Here is a 17,042-nt window from a genome sequence, read left to right as displayed (position 1 = left end):
TGTACGGTAGTCGGAGGGATTTCGAAACCATTCTAGGCATTTTGGAAGATATCTAAACGGCACATATACAGAAAAAACTCACAATAAAGATCAATTACTTATCAATAGATCAAAAAAAGCCCAACTTATTAAGTTGGGCTTAGTCGTATTGGTTTTGGCCAGGGTAAGGTACGAACAAGTCCACTGGCTTCAGCGTGTGGATAAACCTTTATTATTCGAGGCAAGTTTCGCCGTCCAATATTGAGCATATTGGCAAGAAGCTTAACAAAGAATAAAAAGAGTTTAACTCACGCCCTTCGGGTCTTTCAGAGAAACGACCTCTCTTCGTTAAGAGCAATTGAAAGGTATTAACATTCCTGCTTACTCTTGCCTTGATAGTCCGTTTCTCTGCTAAGACTGAAGTTAAGAAGACTTATTAGTTCCTTCCCTAGATCTTTCAGCACGTATTTTACGCTGACGCTCTTTTTCCAAGGCTTTATCTAATCTGTGCTTTTCTACGGCACTTAATACTTCTGCACCTATGTGCTCTTCGCCACGGGAGCGAGCAAGCTGCACTTGTCTCTCACGCTCTACAAAACGCTGGCGCTGCTCATCTGTAAACTTATCAAAGCAATGTACACAGCTCACACCTTGTACGAATTTTTCGCTTTGCTTTTCTTCTTCTGTGATCGGCATACGACATGCGTGACATTGATCATAATCCCCTTTCTCAAGATCATGATTTACTGATACTCGGTTATCGAAGACGAAACATTCACCTTCCCACATGGTTTCTTCTTTTGGCACTTCTTCAAGGTATTTTAGAATGCCACCTTCAAGGTGATACACCTCTTCAAAGCCCTGCTCTAGCATATAAGCAGTGGATTTTTCACAACGAATTCCGCCCGTACAAAACATAGCCACTTTCTTATGTTTTTCTGGGTTGAGGTTGTCTTTTACGTAGTCAGGGAACTCACGGAATGTGTCTGTTTTCGGGTTGACCGCATTTTGGAAGGTACCAATTTGAACTTCATAGTCGTTACGTGTATCGACCAAAAGTACATCTGGATCAGAAATTAAATCATTCCAATCATTAGGCTTAACGTAGGTACCCACAACACGTTTAGGGTCAATACCTTCTACGCCCATGGTGACGATTTCTTTTTTCAGTTTCACCTTAGTACGGTAGAAAGGCATGTTGTCGTCGTAGGACTCTTTGCTGACGATATTATCTAAGCCTGGCTGCACATCTAACCATGCCAACATGGCATCAATACCTTCACGGGAACCGGCAACCGTACCGTTGATGCCTTCTGAAGCTAGCAACAAGGTACCGCGAATTTGATGGTCTTCTAAGGTTTTTAATAAAGGCTCACGAATGGACTCGTAGTGAGGCAATTCAACAAACTTATAAAGGGCACATACAACAACTTTTGACACAACATTTCTCCTATGCGATCTGGAACGTAAAACCAGAGCAGTTAAACAAGGCGCGCATTATAAAAACATCTGTTGAACTTTTCGAGACCTGAAGCAAAAAACATTTGCGCTAATTTAAGAGCTAGAGCACTAATTTCATACCTATTAAAGTGCCTATTGATTTGGATCAAGCTTTTGCCCTGTTGTGTTGTTGGTACGAAACCAGCCAGCAATACTGTACCGAGACCGATTGGCTGGCTTTACTTCATGGTAGAAGCACTCACTTAAAAAGACGGCAAAGCGCCCTTTTCTAGGAAGAAAGCGACCTATTTCAAGGTCTGTATTGTGCTCGTCATAGATCACAAACTCTCCACCATCGTCTTGTGACCACTCTTGGTTTAAATACAGTACGGTCGATAGGAGTCGATTAGTGGAACTACTCGATCCACCAGCTTGAAAGGAGTCGATATGTTTTTCATAAAATGCCCCTTTACCGTAGCGTGCAAAGTGGGCTTCATAATCAAATAAGCCAAGGAACAAGCGTCGGTTGATTGCTATACGTAACTCTTCCATCGCATTCAGAAAGGCATTTCTTACTGGCGTATCTCCATCAATCCATTGGATGGTATCCCCTCTCGCATTCAATTTAACTTGATGCTCTTGATGCCTACCAACGCCCGCCTGCGACATAGCATTTGCATTCAAACCTTCCGCCTCTTGTATTAGTAGCTTGATAAAAGCGTCTGAGAAGAAGTCATCTTGAATACTCCAGCCTTTTGTTTGTAAATCTGATAACACTTGAGAAAAGGGGTCGTCACTCTCAAAAATAGAATCAATATTGTCTGGCAGGTCTTTATTTGTCATTTCTGTACTCATTGGTCAGTATAAACCAGTGTTAAAGTGTCAAATTTATAAGGGGCTTATGGTACTGTAGCTCAACCTTTAATACACCAAGATACTTCCAAATATGAGCCAAGCTTTTCAATTACGCGACTATCAAGTGCAAGCCGTTAGAGCTTCACTTGAGCATTTTCGTAATAACAACGACCCTGCTGTTATCGTGCTGCCTACAGGCGCGGGGAAGAGCTTAGTCATAGCAGAGCTTAGTCGCCTCGCCAAAGGTCGAGTCATTTGCTTGACACATGTAAAAGAGCTCGTCGAACAAAATCACAGTAAGTTTTTAGCAACAGGCTCTGATGCAGGCATATTCTCGGCTGGATTAAAGCAGAAAAACCATTTAGACAAGGTCACTTTTGCCAGCATTCAATCCATTAGTGGTCACCTAGATCTTTTTGATCAAAGCGTCAGCTTGGTCATCATAGATGAATGTCATAGGGTTGCCCTTGAAGAAAGCGGACAATATCAAAAAACCATTCAGCACTTTCAGACCGTCAACCCTAATGTAAAAGTCTTAGGCCTAACAGCCACACCATATCGATTAGGGCATGGTTGGATTTATCAGCACCACTACCACGGTTACGCTAGAAATACCCCAAACACCTTTTTCAAACGCTGTATATTTGAACTTCCTCTACAGCACATGGTGAAGAAAGGTTATTTAACCCCTCCCATTCATTATGATGCTGCCATTTCACATTATGATTTCAGCCTATTAACAGAAAGCCTAGACGGTGAACAAAACACCGATGACATTGCTTTAATTGAGCTCATTCATAAACACCCAAGAGTGACTAAAGCCATTACAGAACAAATACTTGAGCTAAGCATAGATAGACAAGGAGTGATGATTTTCGCCGCGACAATCGACCATGCTAAAGAAATCGCTAGCTACCTACCTAATGAACAAACCGCTTTGATCACAGGCTCTACTAAGCTCGCCGAGCGAGATCGATTAATTGCCGACTTCAAAGCCAGGCACATCAAATACCTTGTCAATGTGTCCGTACTAACCACAGGGTTTGATGCACCCCATGTGGATGTGATCGCCATTTTACGCCCAACTCAGTCCATTAGCTTATTTCAGCAGATTGTTGGCCGCGGTTTACGCCTGAGCGAAGGAAAAAAAGATTGCCTTGTATTGGACTACACCAACAATGGCTACAACATTTTTCAGCCTGAGATAGGCGAAAAGAAACCATCGCCAGATTCTGTTGCGGTTCAAGCACACTGCCCTGAATGTGATTTTGCTAATACGTTTTGGGGGAAATTAAGTGAAGATGGCGAAGTTTTGGAGCATTTTGGACGACGTTGCCATGGTTTAATTTCAGACGGTGGAGAGGAGCAACAATGCTCCTATCGATTCCGCTTTAAACGCTGTACATCATGTGATGCAGAGAACGACATTGCCGCACGCGAATGTCAAAACTGTTCAGAAAAACTCATTGATCCAGACGATATTTTAAGGAGAGCCCTTAACCTCAAAGACACAAAAGTGTTGCGTTGTTCAGGATTAACAACCTCTCTTATGAGAAAAGACAATGGGCTAAAAGTAACCTACCACGATGAAGACGGTGTCACCCTGTCGGAAAGCTTTTATTTCAATATTAAGAAGTCACGAAACCAGTTCAATCTAATGTTCGGAAGTAGGATTGCAAACGCGAGCCAAAAAATCACGTTCGAGGCGCTAGAAGAGGTCGAGAAATTCCTTCCTTACCTCCCCACTCCTGACTTTGTTATTGCGAAGAAGAAAAAACACTATTGGGAAGTAAGTGAGCGGTTATTCGATTATCAAGGGCTCTATAGAAAAGCTAACGAGTTGCAGTAAGTCACTTTATTGATTCAGCTCTGATTGCTTCTGATCTTTATTAGTTCTGCTCTTTATTGATTCTTAGCTGCATTATTGTAAGACACTTCGAAAGGAAGGTTCAGGCGTTTCAGTTGATTTATTGAAGCCTGCCCCAGTGTTCCTGTAGGTAAGCTATTCAGCAAGATATACCAATAATTAGACACCATGTTTTCAGAAAAGATTTCAGCCGTCTTCTCATCGACACCTGCTTGTTTAAAGCGGCTAATAATACCATCAGAAATAACAGCCATTTGATTGGTATGGAAGCCACCTTTCACTATGCTGTCTAACAATATTTGCTGCGTGAACTCAGCGTAATCATCAAAAAAGTCGAATAACACCTGAGCCATCTGCAGTAGATAATCAATCGGTGAACTACAAACAGTTTGCGATACGGCTCCAGCTCTCAAAGCACTGTCCATTTCTTCGAAGAAGATATCTTTAACAAGAGAGAGTTTATCTGGGAAATGAACAAACAAGGTGCCAACGGCAATACCGGATTTCTGGCTCAAATAACGGGTGCTTGTTGCTTCTATCCCTTTCGTCAAAAAGGCTTCTTTGGCAACCGATTTTATTTTCGCTCTTGTGTTTGCTTTTTGCTCTTTACGAAGACTCACCTAACATTCCTTTTCACTGTTATGCAAGCAGAGTCTAGCTTGTCTTCTTTTCATTGACGAGTAAAACTTATTGGTCAGCTCTACTCTGTAGCTAATGGCTCATCTAAAGTATTCTCAAGGTCATCCATAAAAGAGATTATTCGCTCAGCATTCAGACCAAAATCACCACGACCAATACGCGAGCTAGAACGCATATCTACTCTAGTTATGCCATCATCTTCTTCTGTAAGACGAATAATAACGTCATCACGGAAACCAAATATAGGCGTTCTGGCTGTAGCTTCAAGAACGCCAACTTGTCCATGAGCCACCACTACACTCCAACCTCTCTGGGCAACCAATTGACTGACCGCGTCATAAACCTCCAATTTCGTACGAGTAAAAAAGGCAGGTTTAACTTCTTGGTAAAAATCCATCTGGATAGGTTTGAAACTATCTTTATAAATCACACTATTTTCCTTCGCACTGCGTATAAAATTCACCCCCATATAAGAAGGCGGTGCAGTCAGGTCTGTTGTGATGTCATTTATTTTAGGCATTTTAGATTTTTGCAGGTAGAAAGAGATCCACAAAGAGCTATAAACGAAAGAAACAATCAGCACTAAGATGAAGAATCGTTTGCTCGAAGCGTCTTTCTCCCTTCGACACATACCCAACGAAAACAATGCGAGAACGGATAAAAAAAGTGATGAGAAAACACTTTTCCTCAAGAGCGAAAAACCTGTAATCGGCTCAAATATCCCAACCCTTACTCCCACAATGGACAAAAATGCCATGCAAGCAACAAGAATAAGTAATATATAAATTATCGAGTAAAAATATCGACTCATATTAAGCTCAGTAACTAATGATGCCTGATACAATATCGTGAGCGAAACAGAACAAACAGAGGAAAAATGACAATTAGCTTTCATTCCTCTGTATTTGCATATTTTTCATGTAAATCATAAGACCTATGTACGCGAGTGAAATATTGAACTAAAAACGCCATGATTAAATAACGAGAACAATGCCAAAATTCAAGCAACACTGTGTTGATACATTACGGGAACAATGCAAACTAAACTCAATGAGACCCTTCCATGCAAGGGGGTCCAATCTCACTCGTTGCCGACAATGCCTGATGGCCGATTTTTCGTGCTTTTGCCATCTACGAAAGCAACAAATTTCCCCTATTAATTTCATCTTAATTTATCATAGGGACGAGATACACAAACCGACTAACAGCGGTCGGCTCATCGCCGATTTATTTCCGGATAACACACAAGCCTTTCTCTGGGACAGAGCCGGTCCACCTACTGATCTATTAGAGCTTTTAGAAAGAGAAGCAGGAAACTGCACGATCTTGTTCCCCAATACTGAAACGGCTCAGCAACAGAACAGAAATAATCGAAAAACACCACCAGACACAAGAAATGAGCAGTCCAAGCACACATTTATCATATTGGATGGGACTTGGAAACAGGCCAGCAAAATGTTTCATCAAAGCAAATGGCTAAGCCATATCCCTCACTATGAAATAAATGAAAAAGCGCAACGCTCTTTTCTAGTGAGACACTCAGAACATCAAATGCAATTTGCTACAGCTGAGGTTACTTCTATGTTACTTAATGCTCTTGGGCATATGGAATCAAGTGAGTATTTATTGGAGTACTATAAGGAATTCAACTTCAGGTGTTTAGCGAGCAGAAGGCGCGGAAATCAGCCTTCCAATTAATAACAAAACAATAGTTAGGCACTTGTCACCTTAATATTTAAAAGGTAATTGTGCCTACCCTGATAATCTATATCTAAGCTTATCGTAAAAGTAAGTTACACCAACCACTACTGAAAAACTGCGCAGCTTGCTTTTTCTTTTTACCAATTAGGATTGGACCATTATCAAGAAATAGAAATGCTTTCCAAGTTCGCTGAAATATCGACCATGTTGTTTCAAATATCAATTCGTTATGACAGCAAAAGTAGATTTTCGTGTCCTCCCCCCATGCAGAAAAATGAGAAAGAAAATCTTCTGGGAGCTGTTCACGATCACTTTCCCATACTTTTTCCCATTGAACTTTAGACACCTCATCCGACATCAAACTAGAACTATTCAACCAGCTTTCATCAGAAAGCTTATCAGGATGGAGTTGTTCATCACTTATATAATCTCGCCAGATATCGTTTGCCCTCTGTTCTGTTAGAAGACGGATTCCGTCTAAATCATTAGGCTCAATTTTTGGGTCGTCTCTCTTAAAAATCCAGAACTTTGAGAAAGTCTCTAAAGGTTGGTACAAAGCAGTCTCCAGTGGTCAGTAGAATATGGTGAAAAAAACTAAACTAAAAGGTGAAAAAGGATCGTTTGCTCAAAATAAACCTGAAATCTAATATTAACAGCGTTGCTACCAAGCAACACTCAAATCAACTAAATGAGGTACAAATTATGGATTCTCAACAGCAATATGAAGCATTATTAGCAAAATGGGGCTTTGAAGACACTACTGCAGCAGACTACACTCGTCGTCAAAATCGAATTCGCCTTCTAAACTCTATTAAAGGCTTTGTAGCAAGCTCGATTTCCTCTATAAAGAAAATAAGCGTCCGTCCACAGCACTTAGAACAAGCAAGTTAATCAAACCCGAAAGGGTACACTCCATTACTAAGGGGAGAAAAATAACAACACCCCTCCTTTCTTTTTATACAGTAAACACTTCTACTTAACACTCCTCAAATACTAATGTCTGAATACATATAATATGTATGGTTACTCCCCCCCCGCCAACTAAAACTTCATTTCATCACTCGAGTCTAAGAAAATTAAAAAAGTATAAACTTTAGCCTCATATATTTATAATATTTGCAGCACTTTTTTGGGCGTAAGACTGACAATAAAAAACCCCTAAGCAGAAATACCTAGGGGTTTCATGAAATTCTTTTAAGAAAAATCTAGTTAGTATGCTGAGTTGAAAGCTGTATTTGTATTTTTATCTACGCTATAAATAGTCCAGCGCTGATTAGCTATGCTCTGCTCAGAAATAACCTCTGCGATAACTCGTCTATTTCTTTCTCTTCCTTGAGGTGTGTCGTTTGTGGCGATTGGACGACTTTCACCATGACCAACCGCTTTAACACGGCTTTGTTTAATTCTAAAGCTATCTACCAAGACATCAGCGATTGAGGAAGCTCTAGCCTGAGACAGATTTTTGTTATATGACTCGGCACCGACATCATCGGTGTGCCCTTCAATTACAACAGTACTATTTGGATTAGCTTTCAAAAAAACAGCTAACTCTCTCAACTCAGAATAAAACTTAGGTCTAATATTGGACTTCCCAGAATCAAATAAAACATTCAATTCTACAGATAAAAGCTTTTTAGTTTGAGCTTCACATCCATTGTTATCTACAGCTGCTCCAATTGGAGTACCAGGACAAAGGTCACGAGCAGCGATAACACCATCTCTATCATTATCTACAAAGCGCGGCTGAATTTTGGACGCATAAAGACTTTCTGCCGACGCAATGTGGCTAAAAGCTAGCATCAATCCTGCTATGTAAATAGTTTTAGATAATACATTCATGTTATTACCACTTAAGAGTTCGTAAATTTGTATAATTCTAGATTAAGAAAAAAACAACAGTTTATCTATCGAAGATTTGTATCTTTGGCACATAAATCGAACATAAATGTAACTTTATGTAAATCAAAGATTACCTTCTATAAATTCAACCTCAAAATATACCCAAATAGGATAATATCTTTATACACCAACATCATAACACTAAATTTACATTACTAAAAAATAATCAAGATAGAAACATCAAAAAGACCAATAATCTAACTTCTAACCTGAAAACAAGAGCCTGTGATGAGATAAGCTCTAGCATTAATCAACCCACACCCACCTTATAGGGCTCCCAAAGTCATCATAAATCATTTTTTTACGTGGTTTTACCTGAGCCTTTACCTTCTTAGTAGGCTCTTTATTTAATTTACGACTTTGGATAGCAGATACAACGTGATTAAGTGGTGTTCTATCTTTCTTAGGCTCACTGAAACCTACTTGACTCGTGTTATACTTTCCATCGACTAAGCCTGATTCTCCCATATCAACATGCTGAATCTCACCTTTCGCTTTGAGAAACTCATCAACTAATGATTCGAGTTCTATACGCGTATCTTTCTTAGTCGTTTTAGGTTTAATCATAACACCTGAATTAAATAAATAATTTTAATTAAAAAGCTTTATGCCACAGTAAAGAGCTTAATAGTAAACATATGAGGTAGTAAGTGTCTATTAACAACTTAATCGTTCATGAGATACAAAAATGTGAGGGCGAAAAAAAAGCCCTATTAATAGCACGCCCTAACGAAAACCCTGTTGATGGCCAAGCCACTCTCATTTCTGCTCAAGTTACCAATCTATTTAATCGATCGGGTATGAATACTGGAAGGTTTTCAAACCCTAGTGGCAGCGACACGGGTTCTCAATTACCCAATCTCTTGTCTAAGCATTTTACTAATAACATTTTCGCAGACTTCTCTCTCTTTACTAAAGAATGTGCCGCAGAGTATTTAAAATATTTAGAGCAGGTCGAAGAAGCCGAAGGCGGCTTGCTATGGTTTAACCATTTTGAACTACATGACACTCAGTTTCTCTATATTGTTCTATTAAAAAGAAAAAGCGGTATTGTATTAAGTGCAGATTTAAGCCTATCTCAAGTGGATCAAATAGAAACCGAAAAGCTTCACATGGCTTTGCGTATTAATCTAACAGCGTGGCAATCCAACGATGAGGGGCGCTATATTGCATTCAGGTTTGGCCGAGCTCCTAAGTTCGAAAAGGAATACTTCACCCAATTTATTGGCTGCGACGAACCTAAAGTAGCTTCAAAAGAGACCAAAAAACTTGTTGATCTAACCTCTGCATTTTGTCAAACAGAAGAGTTTGCTCCCAAACAGGCTAATACTTTTAAGAAAGTCGTGTCTGAGCACTGCCAATCTAAAATTGAAGACAACGAGCCGTTAACAATGAAGGAGCTTGCAACAGAAGTACAGGCCAAGTTTTCAGTTGAGCAAGCAAATAAGTTTTTGGATATAGCGAATTCAGATGATTTTAAAATGGAAAAAGAGCTTTTTGTTGAAAAAGCAGCTCTTAAAAAGTTAACTCGACTGTCTGGCAGCTCAAGATCTCTAACCTTAAGTTTTGATGCTGACCTATTGGGCGAGTCCATAACTTATGATTCAAGCTCAAATGCACTAACCTTCAAAGACATACCGAAAAGTTTATTAAAGCAGCTACAAACCTTAGCCTAATACTAGAATAGACATACTTAAGTATAGAACCCCAAAAAAGGATTGTATATTCAAAACGCCTCGAATATACATTCCCTTCTCCTCTTTATATCCTCCTGTTTCAACCTTACGCGACTTAAAATTGGGGCTCACTAAACTAGAGACCAGCTTAAGGTGTAATTTCTAGACATTTTGAATTAAGCTTCTATGATAGAGGGATAAAATAATATTATTGTAGTGGGAGTATTGGGTATGTTTCGGTCGCTAAAAACACAAATATATATGTTTGCTTTTGTGCCATTCATTTTGGTTGCAATTGCAGGCATTTTTATGCAAATAAAAACACTAGACACAATCAACAAAGACGTATCTCAACTCTCGGAAAACACCATTATAGAAATTGAAAAAAGACGACTTGTTACTGTTTTAGATTCCTCTGCTAGTTTAATTAAGCCCTACTTAGACATGCCGGGTAAAAAAGGCATGAAAGATGCTCTTGCTCTTTTATATAACTATCGCTTTGACAAAGGTGTTGGCTACTTATTTGCGTACGATGGTGAAGGAAATCGTCTAATGAGCGGTTCGGATAAGGGAGTTGGAAAGAACTTTATCAACTCAAAAGACAAACACGGTAACCTAATTGTACAGAACATTATTAATGCGGCAAAATCAGGTGAAGGTTTTACTACTTATTATTTCCCTAAAAAAGGGGAAACAGAACCCTCCGCGAAATATAGCTACGCTATTTGGATTGAGCAATGGGGTGTTGCTATTGCTACAGGCTTCTTCATAGATGGTGTAGAAGGCATGTTGTCTGAAATAGACACTGCATTAGAAAAATCAGAGCGTGAAAGCCTCATCCATAACTTCTTAATAATATTAGGAATATCTGCAGTCGTTGCTTTTGCTATCTTCACTTCCGTTAAACTAATGTTAACAGCACTATACTCATTACGAGATGCCGTAGAAGACTTAGCTGATGGCGAAGGTGACTTAACAAAGTCTTTACCTAACAGCTCTCTAGATATTCTTGATGACATATCGCAGAACTTCAATAGATTCTTATCTTCCATGAGTACAGATGTTGAAACCTTAAAAACTGCCTGTGGCCAATTAAATGAAATCGCATCTGTTTCTCGTAACCAGAATAAGACATTAGTGAATGCAGCTTCCAGACAAGTTCAGGAAACAACAAATACAGCAGCAGCTATTGAAGAAATGTCTACCACAGCAAGTGAGATAGCAGCTAACGCAGAACACACTCGTACATCTGCAGAAAATACAGACTCTGAAGTACAAAATGTACTCAAACAGGTAGAGGTGTCTGGTGAAGTACTAAATGACCTAAACCGTGTACTTGATAACGCTGAAGGCTCAATTCAAGAGTTAGGTAGCAATGTTGAAGAGATCAACTCTGTCTTGAGTGTAATACAAGGCATTTCTGAACAGACTAACCTACTCGCCCTGAATGCTGCGATAGAGGCTGCGCGCGCAGGTGAATTAGGTCGAGGGTTTGCCGTTGTAGCTGACGAAGTGCGTAACTTGGCACAACGAAGCCAACAAAGTACCGTTGAAATTAAGAACATCTTAGAGAAATTGCAATTAAGTGCAGATAAGACTATCCAAGATATGCTAAATAGTGCAGAAAAAAGAACCGCAGTAATAGAATCCATGGATACTATTAGTACTATTATCCATTCAAGTTCAGAGTCTATTAAGCAACTTACGGCTATGAATGTGGACGTTTCTAATACAGCAAACCAGCAATCTATTGTGGTCAATGACATGGCGAAGAATATCAGTGATATTGCCGATATTGCCGAATCTATCGGTAAAGGCTCTGAAGAGGCGACTGAGCAATTTACGCGACTTGAAGAACAGTCTCAGCTTATTCAAAACGTAACAAATAAGTTTAAAACCTAAGGACTCGTGTTAGAAACTAAAAAAGCCCTAGTGGAAACACTAGGGCTTTTTTAGTAGCTTCTAATTTAGATATTAAATCAGATCGAAACGATCTAATTCCATCACTTTTGTCCACGCACTAACGAAGTCTTTCAAAAAGCGATCTTCTGAATCAGAACACGCATAGACTTCAGCGATTGCTCGGAGTTGAGAGTTAGAACCGAAAACCAAATCAGCGCGTGTCGCAGTCCATTTAACCTCACCGGTTTGACGGTCTCGACCTTCAAACTCTTCCTCTTCATCAGAAACAGCACTCCATTTAGTTGCCATATCTAATAAGTTAACAAAGAAGTCATTAGTTAAGGTTTCTGGCTGGCTAGTCAAAACACCAAACTCACTTTGATTAACGTTAGCGCCGAGTACTCGAAGGCCACCTACCAATACCGTTAGCTCAGGAGCACTCAGTGTCAATAACTGAGCCTTGTCTAGCAGCATTTCCTCCGTGGTAACAGTGAACTTGCCTTTCTTATAATTACGGAAGCCATCAGCTACAGGCTCAAGTAAAGCAAAAGACTCTACATCTGTTTGCTCTTGAGATGCATCTGTTCGACCTGGAGTAAATGGTACAGTAATATCTTTCCCTGCCGCTTTAGCTGCTTTCTCGACGCCTACAGAACCAGCTAGAACAATTAAGTCTGCTAATGAAACAGAAGTATCCGACTCTTTATTAAACTCAGATTGTATAGCTTCCAATGAACTTAAGACGTTAGCTAACTCTTCAGGCTGATTCACTTCCCAATCTTTTTGAGGCGCAAGACGGATTCGAGCACCGTTTGCACCGCCACGCATATCTGAGCCACGATAAGTTGAAGCCGATGCCCACGCAGTGCTAACTAACTGAGATACAGATAACCCAGATACGGCAATTTTTTCCTTAAGCTCAGCAATGGCCTGATCATCAATTGGTGATGTTGAAGTCGCTGGAATTGGATCTTGCCAGATTAACTCTTCTTTAGGAGCTAATTCACCTAAATAACGAGCCGTTGGCCCCATATCACGGTGCGTTAATTTAAACCAAGCACGCGCAAATGCATCTGCAAATTCCTCAGGATTCTCTAAGAAGCGTCTTGAAATTTTTTCGTATATTGGATCAAAACGTAATGCTAAATCACTCGTTAACATACTCGGCGTATGACGTTTGTCTGCGATATGAGAATCAGGAACCGTATTTGCACCCGCTCCATGTTTAGGTATCCATTGGTGGGCGCCTGCTGGGCTTTTAGTCAGCTCCCAATCATAACCAAACAAGTTCCAAAAGAAATTATTACTCCATTTAGTTGGTGTCGTTGTCCATGTCACTTCTAAACCACTACTGATGGTATCAACACCATGACCCGTACCTTGTGAGTTGCTCCACCCAAAACCTTGCTCAGCTAAACCAGCCGCTTCAGGGTCAACACCAACTTGCTCCACATCTCCAGCGCCATGGGTTTTACCAAAAGTATGACCACCAGCAATTAGAGCTACAGTTTCTTCATCATTCATACCCATTCGACCAAAAGTGTCGCGAATATCAAGTGCCGAAGCTAATGGATCAGGCTTACCATCTGGACCTTCAGGGTTAACATAAATCAACCCCATCTGAACAGCGGCTAGAGGGCTTTCTAGATCTCGTTCTCCCGTGTAACGGTTATCATCTAACCATGTCTTCTCTGTTCCCCAGTAGATGTCTTCTTCTGGTTCCCAAACATCTACTCGTCCACCTGCAAAGCCAAAGGTTTTAAAGCCCATAGATTCCAATGCACAGTTACCTGCTAGAATCATTAAGTCTGCCCAGGATATTTTACGTCCATATTTTTGTTTGATCGGCCACAATAAACGACGAGCTTTGTCTAAGTTGACATTATCAGGCCAACTATTTAACGGGGCAAAACGCTGTGAACCAGATGTTGCGCCACCACGCCCATCCGCTGTTCTATATGTACCGGCACTATGCCAAGCCATACGAATCATAAAAGGGCCATAATGACCGAAATCTGCTGGCCACCAGTCCTGTGAATCTGTCATCAAAGCGTATAAATCATCTTGTAGTGCTTTTAAATTGAGAGTTTTAAATTCTTCTACGTAGTTGAAATCGTCTCCCATTGGATTAGATTTTGAGGAGTGCTGGTGAAGAATTTTTAGGTTTAATTGGTTTGGCCACCAATCTTTGTTAGAAGTACCACGGCTCGATGATTGTGCGCCGCCCGAAGCACCGTGATTAAAAGGACACTTGCTTTCACTTGACATAAGATACTCTCCTAGTAGCTTTATTGTTGTGTTACTGACATAGATAGTTATAGCCTTTAGAAAAGTTTTTTTCTAATAAATAAAAACTAACATTGTGATAGCTTAAACTCTCTCTTATTAATAACTGCAATTTATTGATTGGTGCAATTGAAGCACTCTTAACACCTAAGCCCTTTCAACTAATAAATGACAAAACAGTACATTAATCTAGTGAGTAGTATTCCGTTATCACAAGACTAAAGAGCTAGCCATTAGGTTGGACCACCAAAAAATTTGAGGTTTCTTATGAAAGTTATTAATGCTCGTTTACGTCATCAAGCAGAACTTTTTACAGTACATATCGAAAATGGCAGCTTTGTTAGTATTGAAGAACAAACGGAACGCCTGTCTGCTCACTCTTCGGAATTCGATGCCAATGAAAACCTTCTATGCGCCCCATTTGTTGAGCCACACATTCATCTTGATGCGGCATTAACCGCTGGTGAACCAGAATGGAATAACAGCGGTACACTTTTTGAGGGAATTGAGCGCTGGAGCCAAAGGAAGTCTATGCTTAACGAGGCGGATATTCGACAACGGGCCCTCTCAACAATCGAGCTATTGGTTCAAAACGGTGTACAGGCAATTCGTACCCATACAGATACAACAGACCCCACCTTAATCGGTGTTCGCACCCTATGTGCATTAAGAGATGAGTTAAAGGATAAGATTGATTTACAAGTTGTCGCTTTTCCTCAAGACGGCATGCTCTCTTACCCAAATGGCTTAAAACTAATGGAGGAAGCTCTTGAAATAGGTGCAGATGTTGTCGGTGGCATTCCTCATTTTGAATACACTAGAGAGCTGGGCGAACAATCCGTTAAAAAAATAATAGAACTGGCAAAAAAATACGATCGTTTAATTGACGTTCATTGTGATGAGATTGACGACCCAAACTCTCGTTTCCTTGAGTTTCTTGCCTGTGAAGCACTATTCCACGACATGGGCGAAAAAGTTACCGCCAGCCATACCACTGCCATGCATTCCTACGATAACGCGTACTGTTCGAAGCTTTTTCGTTTACTAAAGAATTCTGGGATTAATTTCATTTCCTGCCCAACAGAAAGCATTCACCTTCAAGGACGATTTGATAGCTATCCAAAACGACGTGGGGTGACGCGTGTAAAGGAGCTTCGTGAAGCAGATATTAATGTATGTCTAGGACAAGACTCGATTTTTGATCCTTGGTATTCATTAGGCAATGGAAAGCTATTACGCACATTAGATTTCGCTATGCATATCTGCCAAATGATGGGCTACAAAGATTACGCCAGTGCCCTTGATATGATCACAGACAACAGTGCAAAAGCTCTATGTTTAAACAACTATGGTATTAAAGTCGGCCACCCAGCCAACTTTATACTATTAGAAGGCTTTGATGATTACAGTGTATTGCGCAAACAAGGTGAAGTGCTTTTATCCGTTCGTCGCGGTGAAATCATTGTGGAACGGAAACCGGCTCAGGTAATCAGCAAGCCTTGGATCAGCACGCTCTAACAATCATTAGAATGAAATTTTTTACTAAATATAGAGCATGGTTACCACTAACATCATGGTAACCATGCTTAACTCATTAATAAAAGAATTCTGTCAATTTACCCTCTCGAACACTGTCGCAATACCCTGCCCCATACCAATACACATGGTAGCGAGACCCAGTGTTGCGTCTTTATTAGCCATAACATTAAGCAAGGTTGCTGAAATTCGAGTACCTGAGCACCCTAAAGGGTGGCCTAAGGAAATCGCTCCCCCATGTAAGTTGACTCTATCTTCTACTTTATCGAGTAATTTAAGGTCTTTTAACACAGGTATGGATTGCGCTGCAAAGGCCTCGTTGAGCTCAACTATGTCTATATCTTTAATTGTTAGGCCAGCTCTATTTAAAGCTTTATTTGTAGCCGGAACAGGGCCGTACCCCATAATAGCCGGGTCACAGCCAGAAACGCCCATACTATGCACTTTAGCAATAGGGGCTATGCCAAGCTCCTGCGCTTTTTTTGCCGACATGATTAACATCGCCGAAGCACCATCAGCAAGAGCAGACGAATTACCAGCTGTTACACTACCTCCTTTAGGCATAAAAACAGGACTAAGTTGAGCTAAAGACTCTATTGAGGTATCCGGACGAATCACCTCATCCGCCTCCACCAATATTTTATTTCCTTCTGTATCGTGCCCTTCAAGGGTGACAATTTCATTATTAAAGTAGCCTTGCAGCGTCGCCTCATGGGCACGTTTGTGGGATAGTGCAGCAAACTCATCTTGCGCTTCACGGCTGACGCCATGCATTTTCCCTAACATTTCGGCAGTAACCCCCATCATCATCGAGGCTTTTGCCATATGCTTTGATAAAGCAGGATTCATATCGACCCCATGCATCATACTCACATGCCCCATATGCTCGACTCCACCGACAACAAACACATCACCCTGACCTGACACAATAGCCTGAGTAGCGCTATGAATAGCAGACATCGAAGAGCCACATAAGCGATTTACTGTCTGCGCAGCACATGTAACAGGTAGGCCGCCTAATAAAGCAACGGCTCTTGCCATGTTAAAGCCTTGTTCTAAGGTTTGGTTAACACACCCCCATATTAAATCCTCAACGTCATTAACATCCACTTCAGGGTTACGTTTAAATAGCGCTTTAACCAGCTCCGCTGATAAATTCTCAGCCCTAATATGCCGAAAAACACCATTATTGCTTTTTCCCATTGGCGAACGAACAGCATCAACAATCACAACATCATTTAGATTCAGTTTCATACGGATTC

Annotated in this window: 15 protein-coding genes; 6 read left to right on the top strand and 9 right to left on the bottom strand. The window is 40.5% G+C overall.

The features are described from left to right. Positions 1–402 precede the first annotated feature (402 nt). Positions 403–1,419, bottom strand: a complete 1,017-nt coding sequence (trhO, locus tag OFY17_RS07110) for an oxygen-dependent tRNA uridine(34) hydroxylase TrhO (protein WP_263530031.1) — start codon at positions 1,417–1,419, stop codon at positions 403–405. Positions 1,420–1,572: 153 nt separating this feature from the next. Beyond that, positions 1,573–2,262: a 2OG-Fe(II) oxygenase gene (locus OFY17_RS07105; RefSeq protein ID WP_263530030.1), complete on the bottom strand. Its 690-nt coding sequence runs from the start codon at positions 2,260–2,262 to the stop codon at positions 1,573–1,575. A 103-nt stretch (positions 2,263–2,365) separates the two neighbouring features. Here OFY17_RS07105 and OFY17_RS07100 point away from each other — a divergent pair, with 103 nt between their 5' ends. Then, complete coding sequence (locus OFY17_RS07100; protein WP_263530029.1) at positions 2,366–4,123, top strand: DEAD/DEAH box helicase; 1,758 nt, start codon at positions 2,366–2,368, stop codon at positions 4,121–4,123. A gap of 53 nt (positions 4,124–4,176) precedes the next feature. Here OFY17_RS07100 and OFY17_RS07095 read toward each other — a convergent pair whose 3' ends face one another. Together OFY17_RS07095 and OFY17_RS07090 are read right to left on the bottom strand one after the other, a co-directional pair. After that, positions 4,177–4,761, bottom strand: a complete 585-nt coding sequence (locus tag OFY17_RS07095) for a TetR/AcrR family transcriptional regulator (RefSeq protein ID WP_263530028.1) — start codon at positions 4,759–4,761, stop codon at positions 4,177–4,179. Between the two features lie 80 nt (positions 4,762–4,841). Then, a complete protein-coding gene (locus OFY17_RS07090; protein WP_263530027.1) occupies positions 4,842–5,300 on the bottom strand; it encodes a DUF1499 domain-containing protein in 459 nt (152 codons plus the stop codon). A 470-nt stretch (positions 5,301–5,770) separates the two neighbouring features. On the opposite strand from OFY17_RS07090, the gene OFY17_RS07085 reads away from it, so the two are divergent. Then, on the top strand, positions 5,771–6,478 hold the full coding sequence (locus tag OFY17_RS07085) for a tRNA-uridine aminocarboxypropyltransferase (protein WP_263530026.1): 708 nt from the start codon (positions 5,771–5,773) through the stop codon (positions 6,476–6,478). Positions 6,479–6,557: 79 nt separating this feature from the next. On the opposite strand, the gene OFY17_RS07080 is transcribed toward OFY17_RS07085, so the two are convergent. Beyond that, on the bottom strand, positions 6,558–7,037 hold the full coding sequence (locus OFY17_RS07080) for a DUF2947 domain-containing protein (RefSeq protein WP_263530025.1): 480 nt from the start codon (positions 7,035–7,037) through the stop codon (positions 6,558–6,560). Positions 7,038–7,183: 146 nt separating this feature from the next. On the opposite strand from OFY17_RS07080, the gene OFY17_RS07075 reads away from it, so the two are divergent. Next, a complete protein-coding gene (locus tag OFY17_RS07075; RefSeq protein WP_263530024.1) occupies positions 7,184–7,372 on the top strand; it encodes a hypothetical protein in 189 nt (62 codons plus the stop codon). Between the two features lie 318 nt (positions 7,373–7,690). Here the strand turns inward: OFY17_RS07075 and OFY17_RS07070 are convergent, their stop codons facing one another. Together OFY17_RS07070 and OFY17_RS07065 are read right to left on the bottom strand one after the other, a co-directional pair. Further along, positions 7,691–8,320: an OmpA family protein gene (locus OFY17_RS07070; protein ID WP_263530023.1), complete on the bottom strand. Its 630-nt coding sequence runs from the start codon at positions 8,318–8,320 to the stop codon at positions 7,691–7,693. 306 nt (positions 8,321–8,626) lie between these two features. After that, positions 8,627–8,947, bottom strand: coding sequence for a hypothetical protein (locus OFY17_RS07065; protein ID WP_263530022.1), 321 nt, complete (start codon positions 8,945–8,947; stop codon positions 8,627–8,629). 83 nt (positions 8,948–9,030) lie between these two features. Here OFY17_RS07065 and OFY17_RS07060 point away from each other — a divergent pair, with 83 nt between their 5' ends. Continuing rightward, complete coding sequence (locus OFY17_RS07060) at positions 9,031–10,056, top strand: nucleoid-associated protein (protein ID WP_263530021.1); 1,026 nt, start codon at positions 9,031–9,033, stop codon at positions 10,054–10,056. A gap of 231 nt (positions 10,057–10,287) precedes the next feature. Further along, entirely contained in the window at positions 10,288–11,958 is a 1,671-nt protein-coding gene (locus OFY17_RS07055; protein ID WP_263530020.1) for a methyl-accepting chemotaxis protein, read from the top strand. A 72-nt stretch (positions 11,959–12,030) separates the two neighbouring features. Here the strand turns inward: OFY17_RS07055 and katG are convergent, their stop codons facing one another. Further along, a complete protein-coding gene (katG, locus tag OFY17_RS07050) occupies positions 12,031–14,226 on the bottom strand; it encodes a catalase/peroxidase HPI (protein WP_263530019.1) in 2,196 nt (731 codons plus the stop codon). Positions 14,227–14,511: 285 nt separating this feature from the next. On the opposite strand from katG, the gene codA reads away from it, so the two are divergent. Continuing rightward, positions 14,512–15,762 carry a cytosine deaminase gene (codA, locus tag OFY17_RS07045; RefSeq protein ID WP_263530018.1) on the top strand — a complete coding sequence of 417 codons (1,251 nt, stop codon included), beginning with the start codon at positions 14,512–14,514 and terminating at the stop codon, positions 15,760–15,762. Between the two features lie 93 nt (positions 15,763–15,855). Here codA and fadA read toward each other — a convergent pair whose 3' ends face one another. After that, positions 15,856–17,034, bottom strand: a complete 1,179-nt coding sequence (gene fadA / locus OFY17_RS07040) for an acetyl-CoA C-acyltransferase FadA (protein WP_263530017.1) — start codon at positions 17,032–17,034, stop codon at positions 15,856–15,858. Positions 17,035–17,042 lie beyond the last annotated feature (8 nt).

The sequence above is a fragment of the Marinomonas sargassi genome (assembly GCF_025716875.1).
GTDB lineage: Bacteria > Pseudomonadota > Gammaproteobacteria > Pseudomonadales > Marinomonadaceae > Marinomonas > Marinomonas sargassi.
This window is presented reverse-complemented; position numbering and strand designations above follow the sequence as displayed.

Excerpts from the sequence above, each read along its gene's own strand:
- OFY17_RS07065 (WP_263530022.1), bottom strand. The coding sequence starts at position 8,947 with ATGATTAAACCTAAAACGACTAAGAAAGATACGCGTATAGAACTCGAA.
- OFY17_RS07105 (WP_263530030.1), bottom strand. The coding sequence starts at position 2,262 with ATGACAAATAAAGACCTGCCAGACAATATTGATTCTATTTTTGAGAGT.
- fadA (WP_263530017.1), bottom strand. The coding sequence starts at position 17,034 with ATGAAACTGAATCTAAATGATGTTGTGATTGTTGATGCTGTTCGTTCG.
- OFY17_RS07075 (WP_263530024.1), top strand. The coding sequence starts at position 7,184 with ATGGATTCTCAACAGCAATATGAAGCATTATTAGCAAAATGGGGCTTT.
- OFY17_RS07085 (WP_263530026.1), top strand. The coding sequence starts at position 5,771 with ATGCCAAAATTCAAGCAACACTGTGTTGATACATTACGGGAACAATGC.
- OFY17_RS07070 (WP_263530023.1), bottom strand. The coding sequence starts at position 8,320 with ATGAATGTATTATCTAAAACTATTTACATAGCAGGATTGATGCTAGCT.
- OFY17_RS07055 (WP_263530020.1), top strand. The coding sequence starts at position 10,288 with ATGTTTCGGTCGCTAAAAACACAAATATATATGTTTGCTTTTGTGCCA.
- OFY17_RS07100 (WP_263530029.1), top strand. The coding sequence starts at position 2,366 with ATGAGCCAAGCTTTTCAATTACGCGACTATCAAGTGCAAGCCGTTAGA.
- katG (WP_263530019.1), bottom strand. The coding sequence starts at position 14,226 with ATGTCAAGTGAAAGCAAGTGTCCTTTTAATCACGGTGCTTCGGGCGGC.
- OFY17_RS07090 (WP_263530027.1), bottom strand. The coding sequence starts at position 5,300 with ATGCCTAAAATAAATGACATCACAACAGACCTGACTGCACCGCCTTCT.
- codA (WP_263530018.1), top strand. The coding sequence starts at position 14,512 with ATGAAAGTTATTAATGCTCGTTTACGTCATCAAGCAGAACTTTTTACA.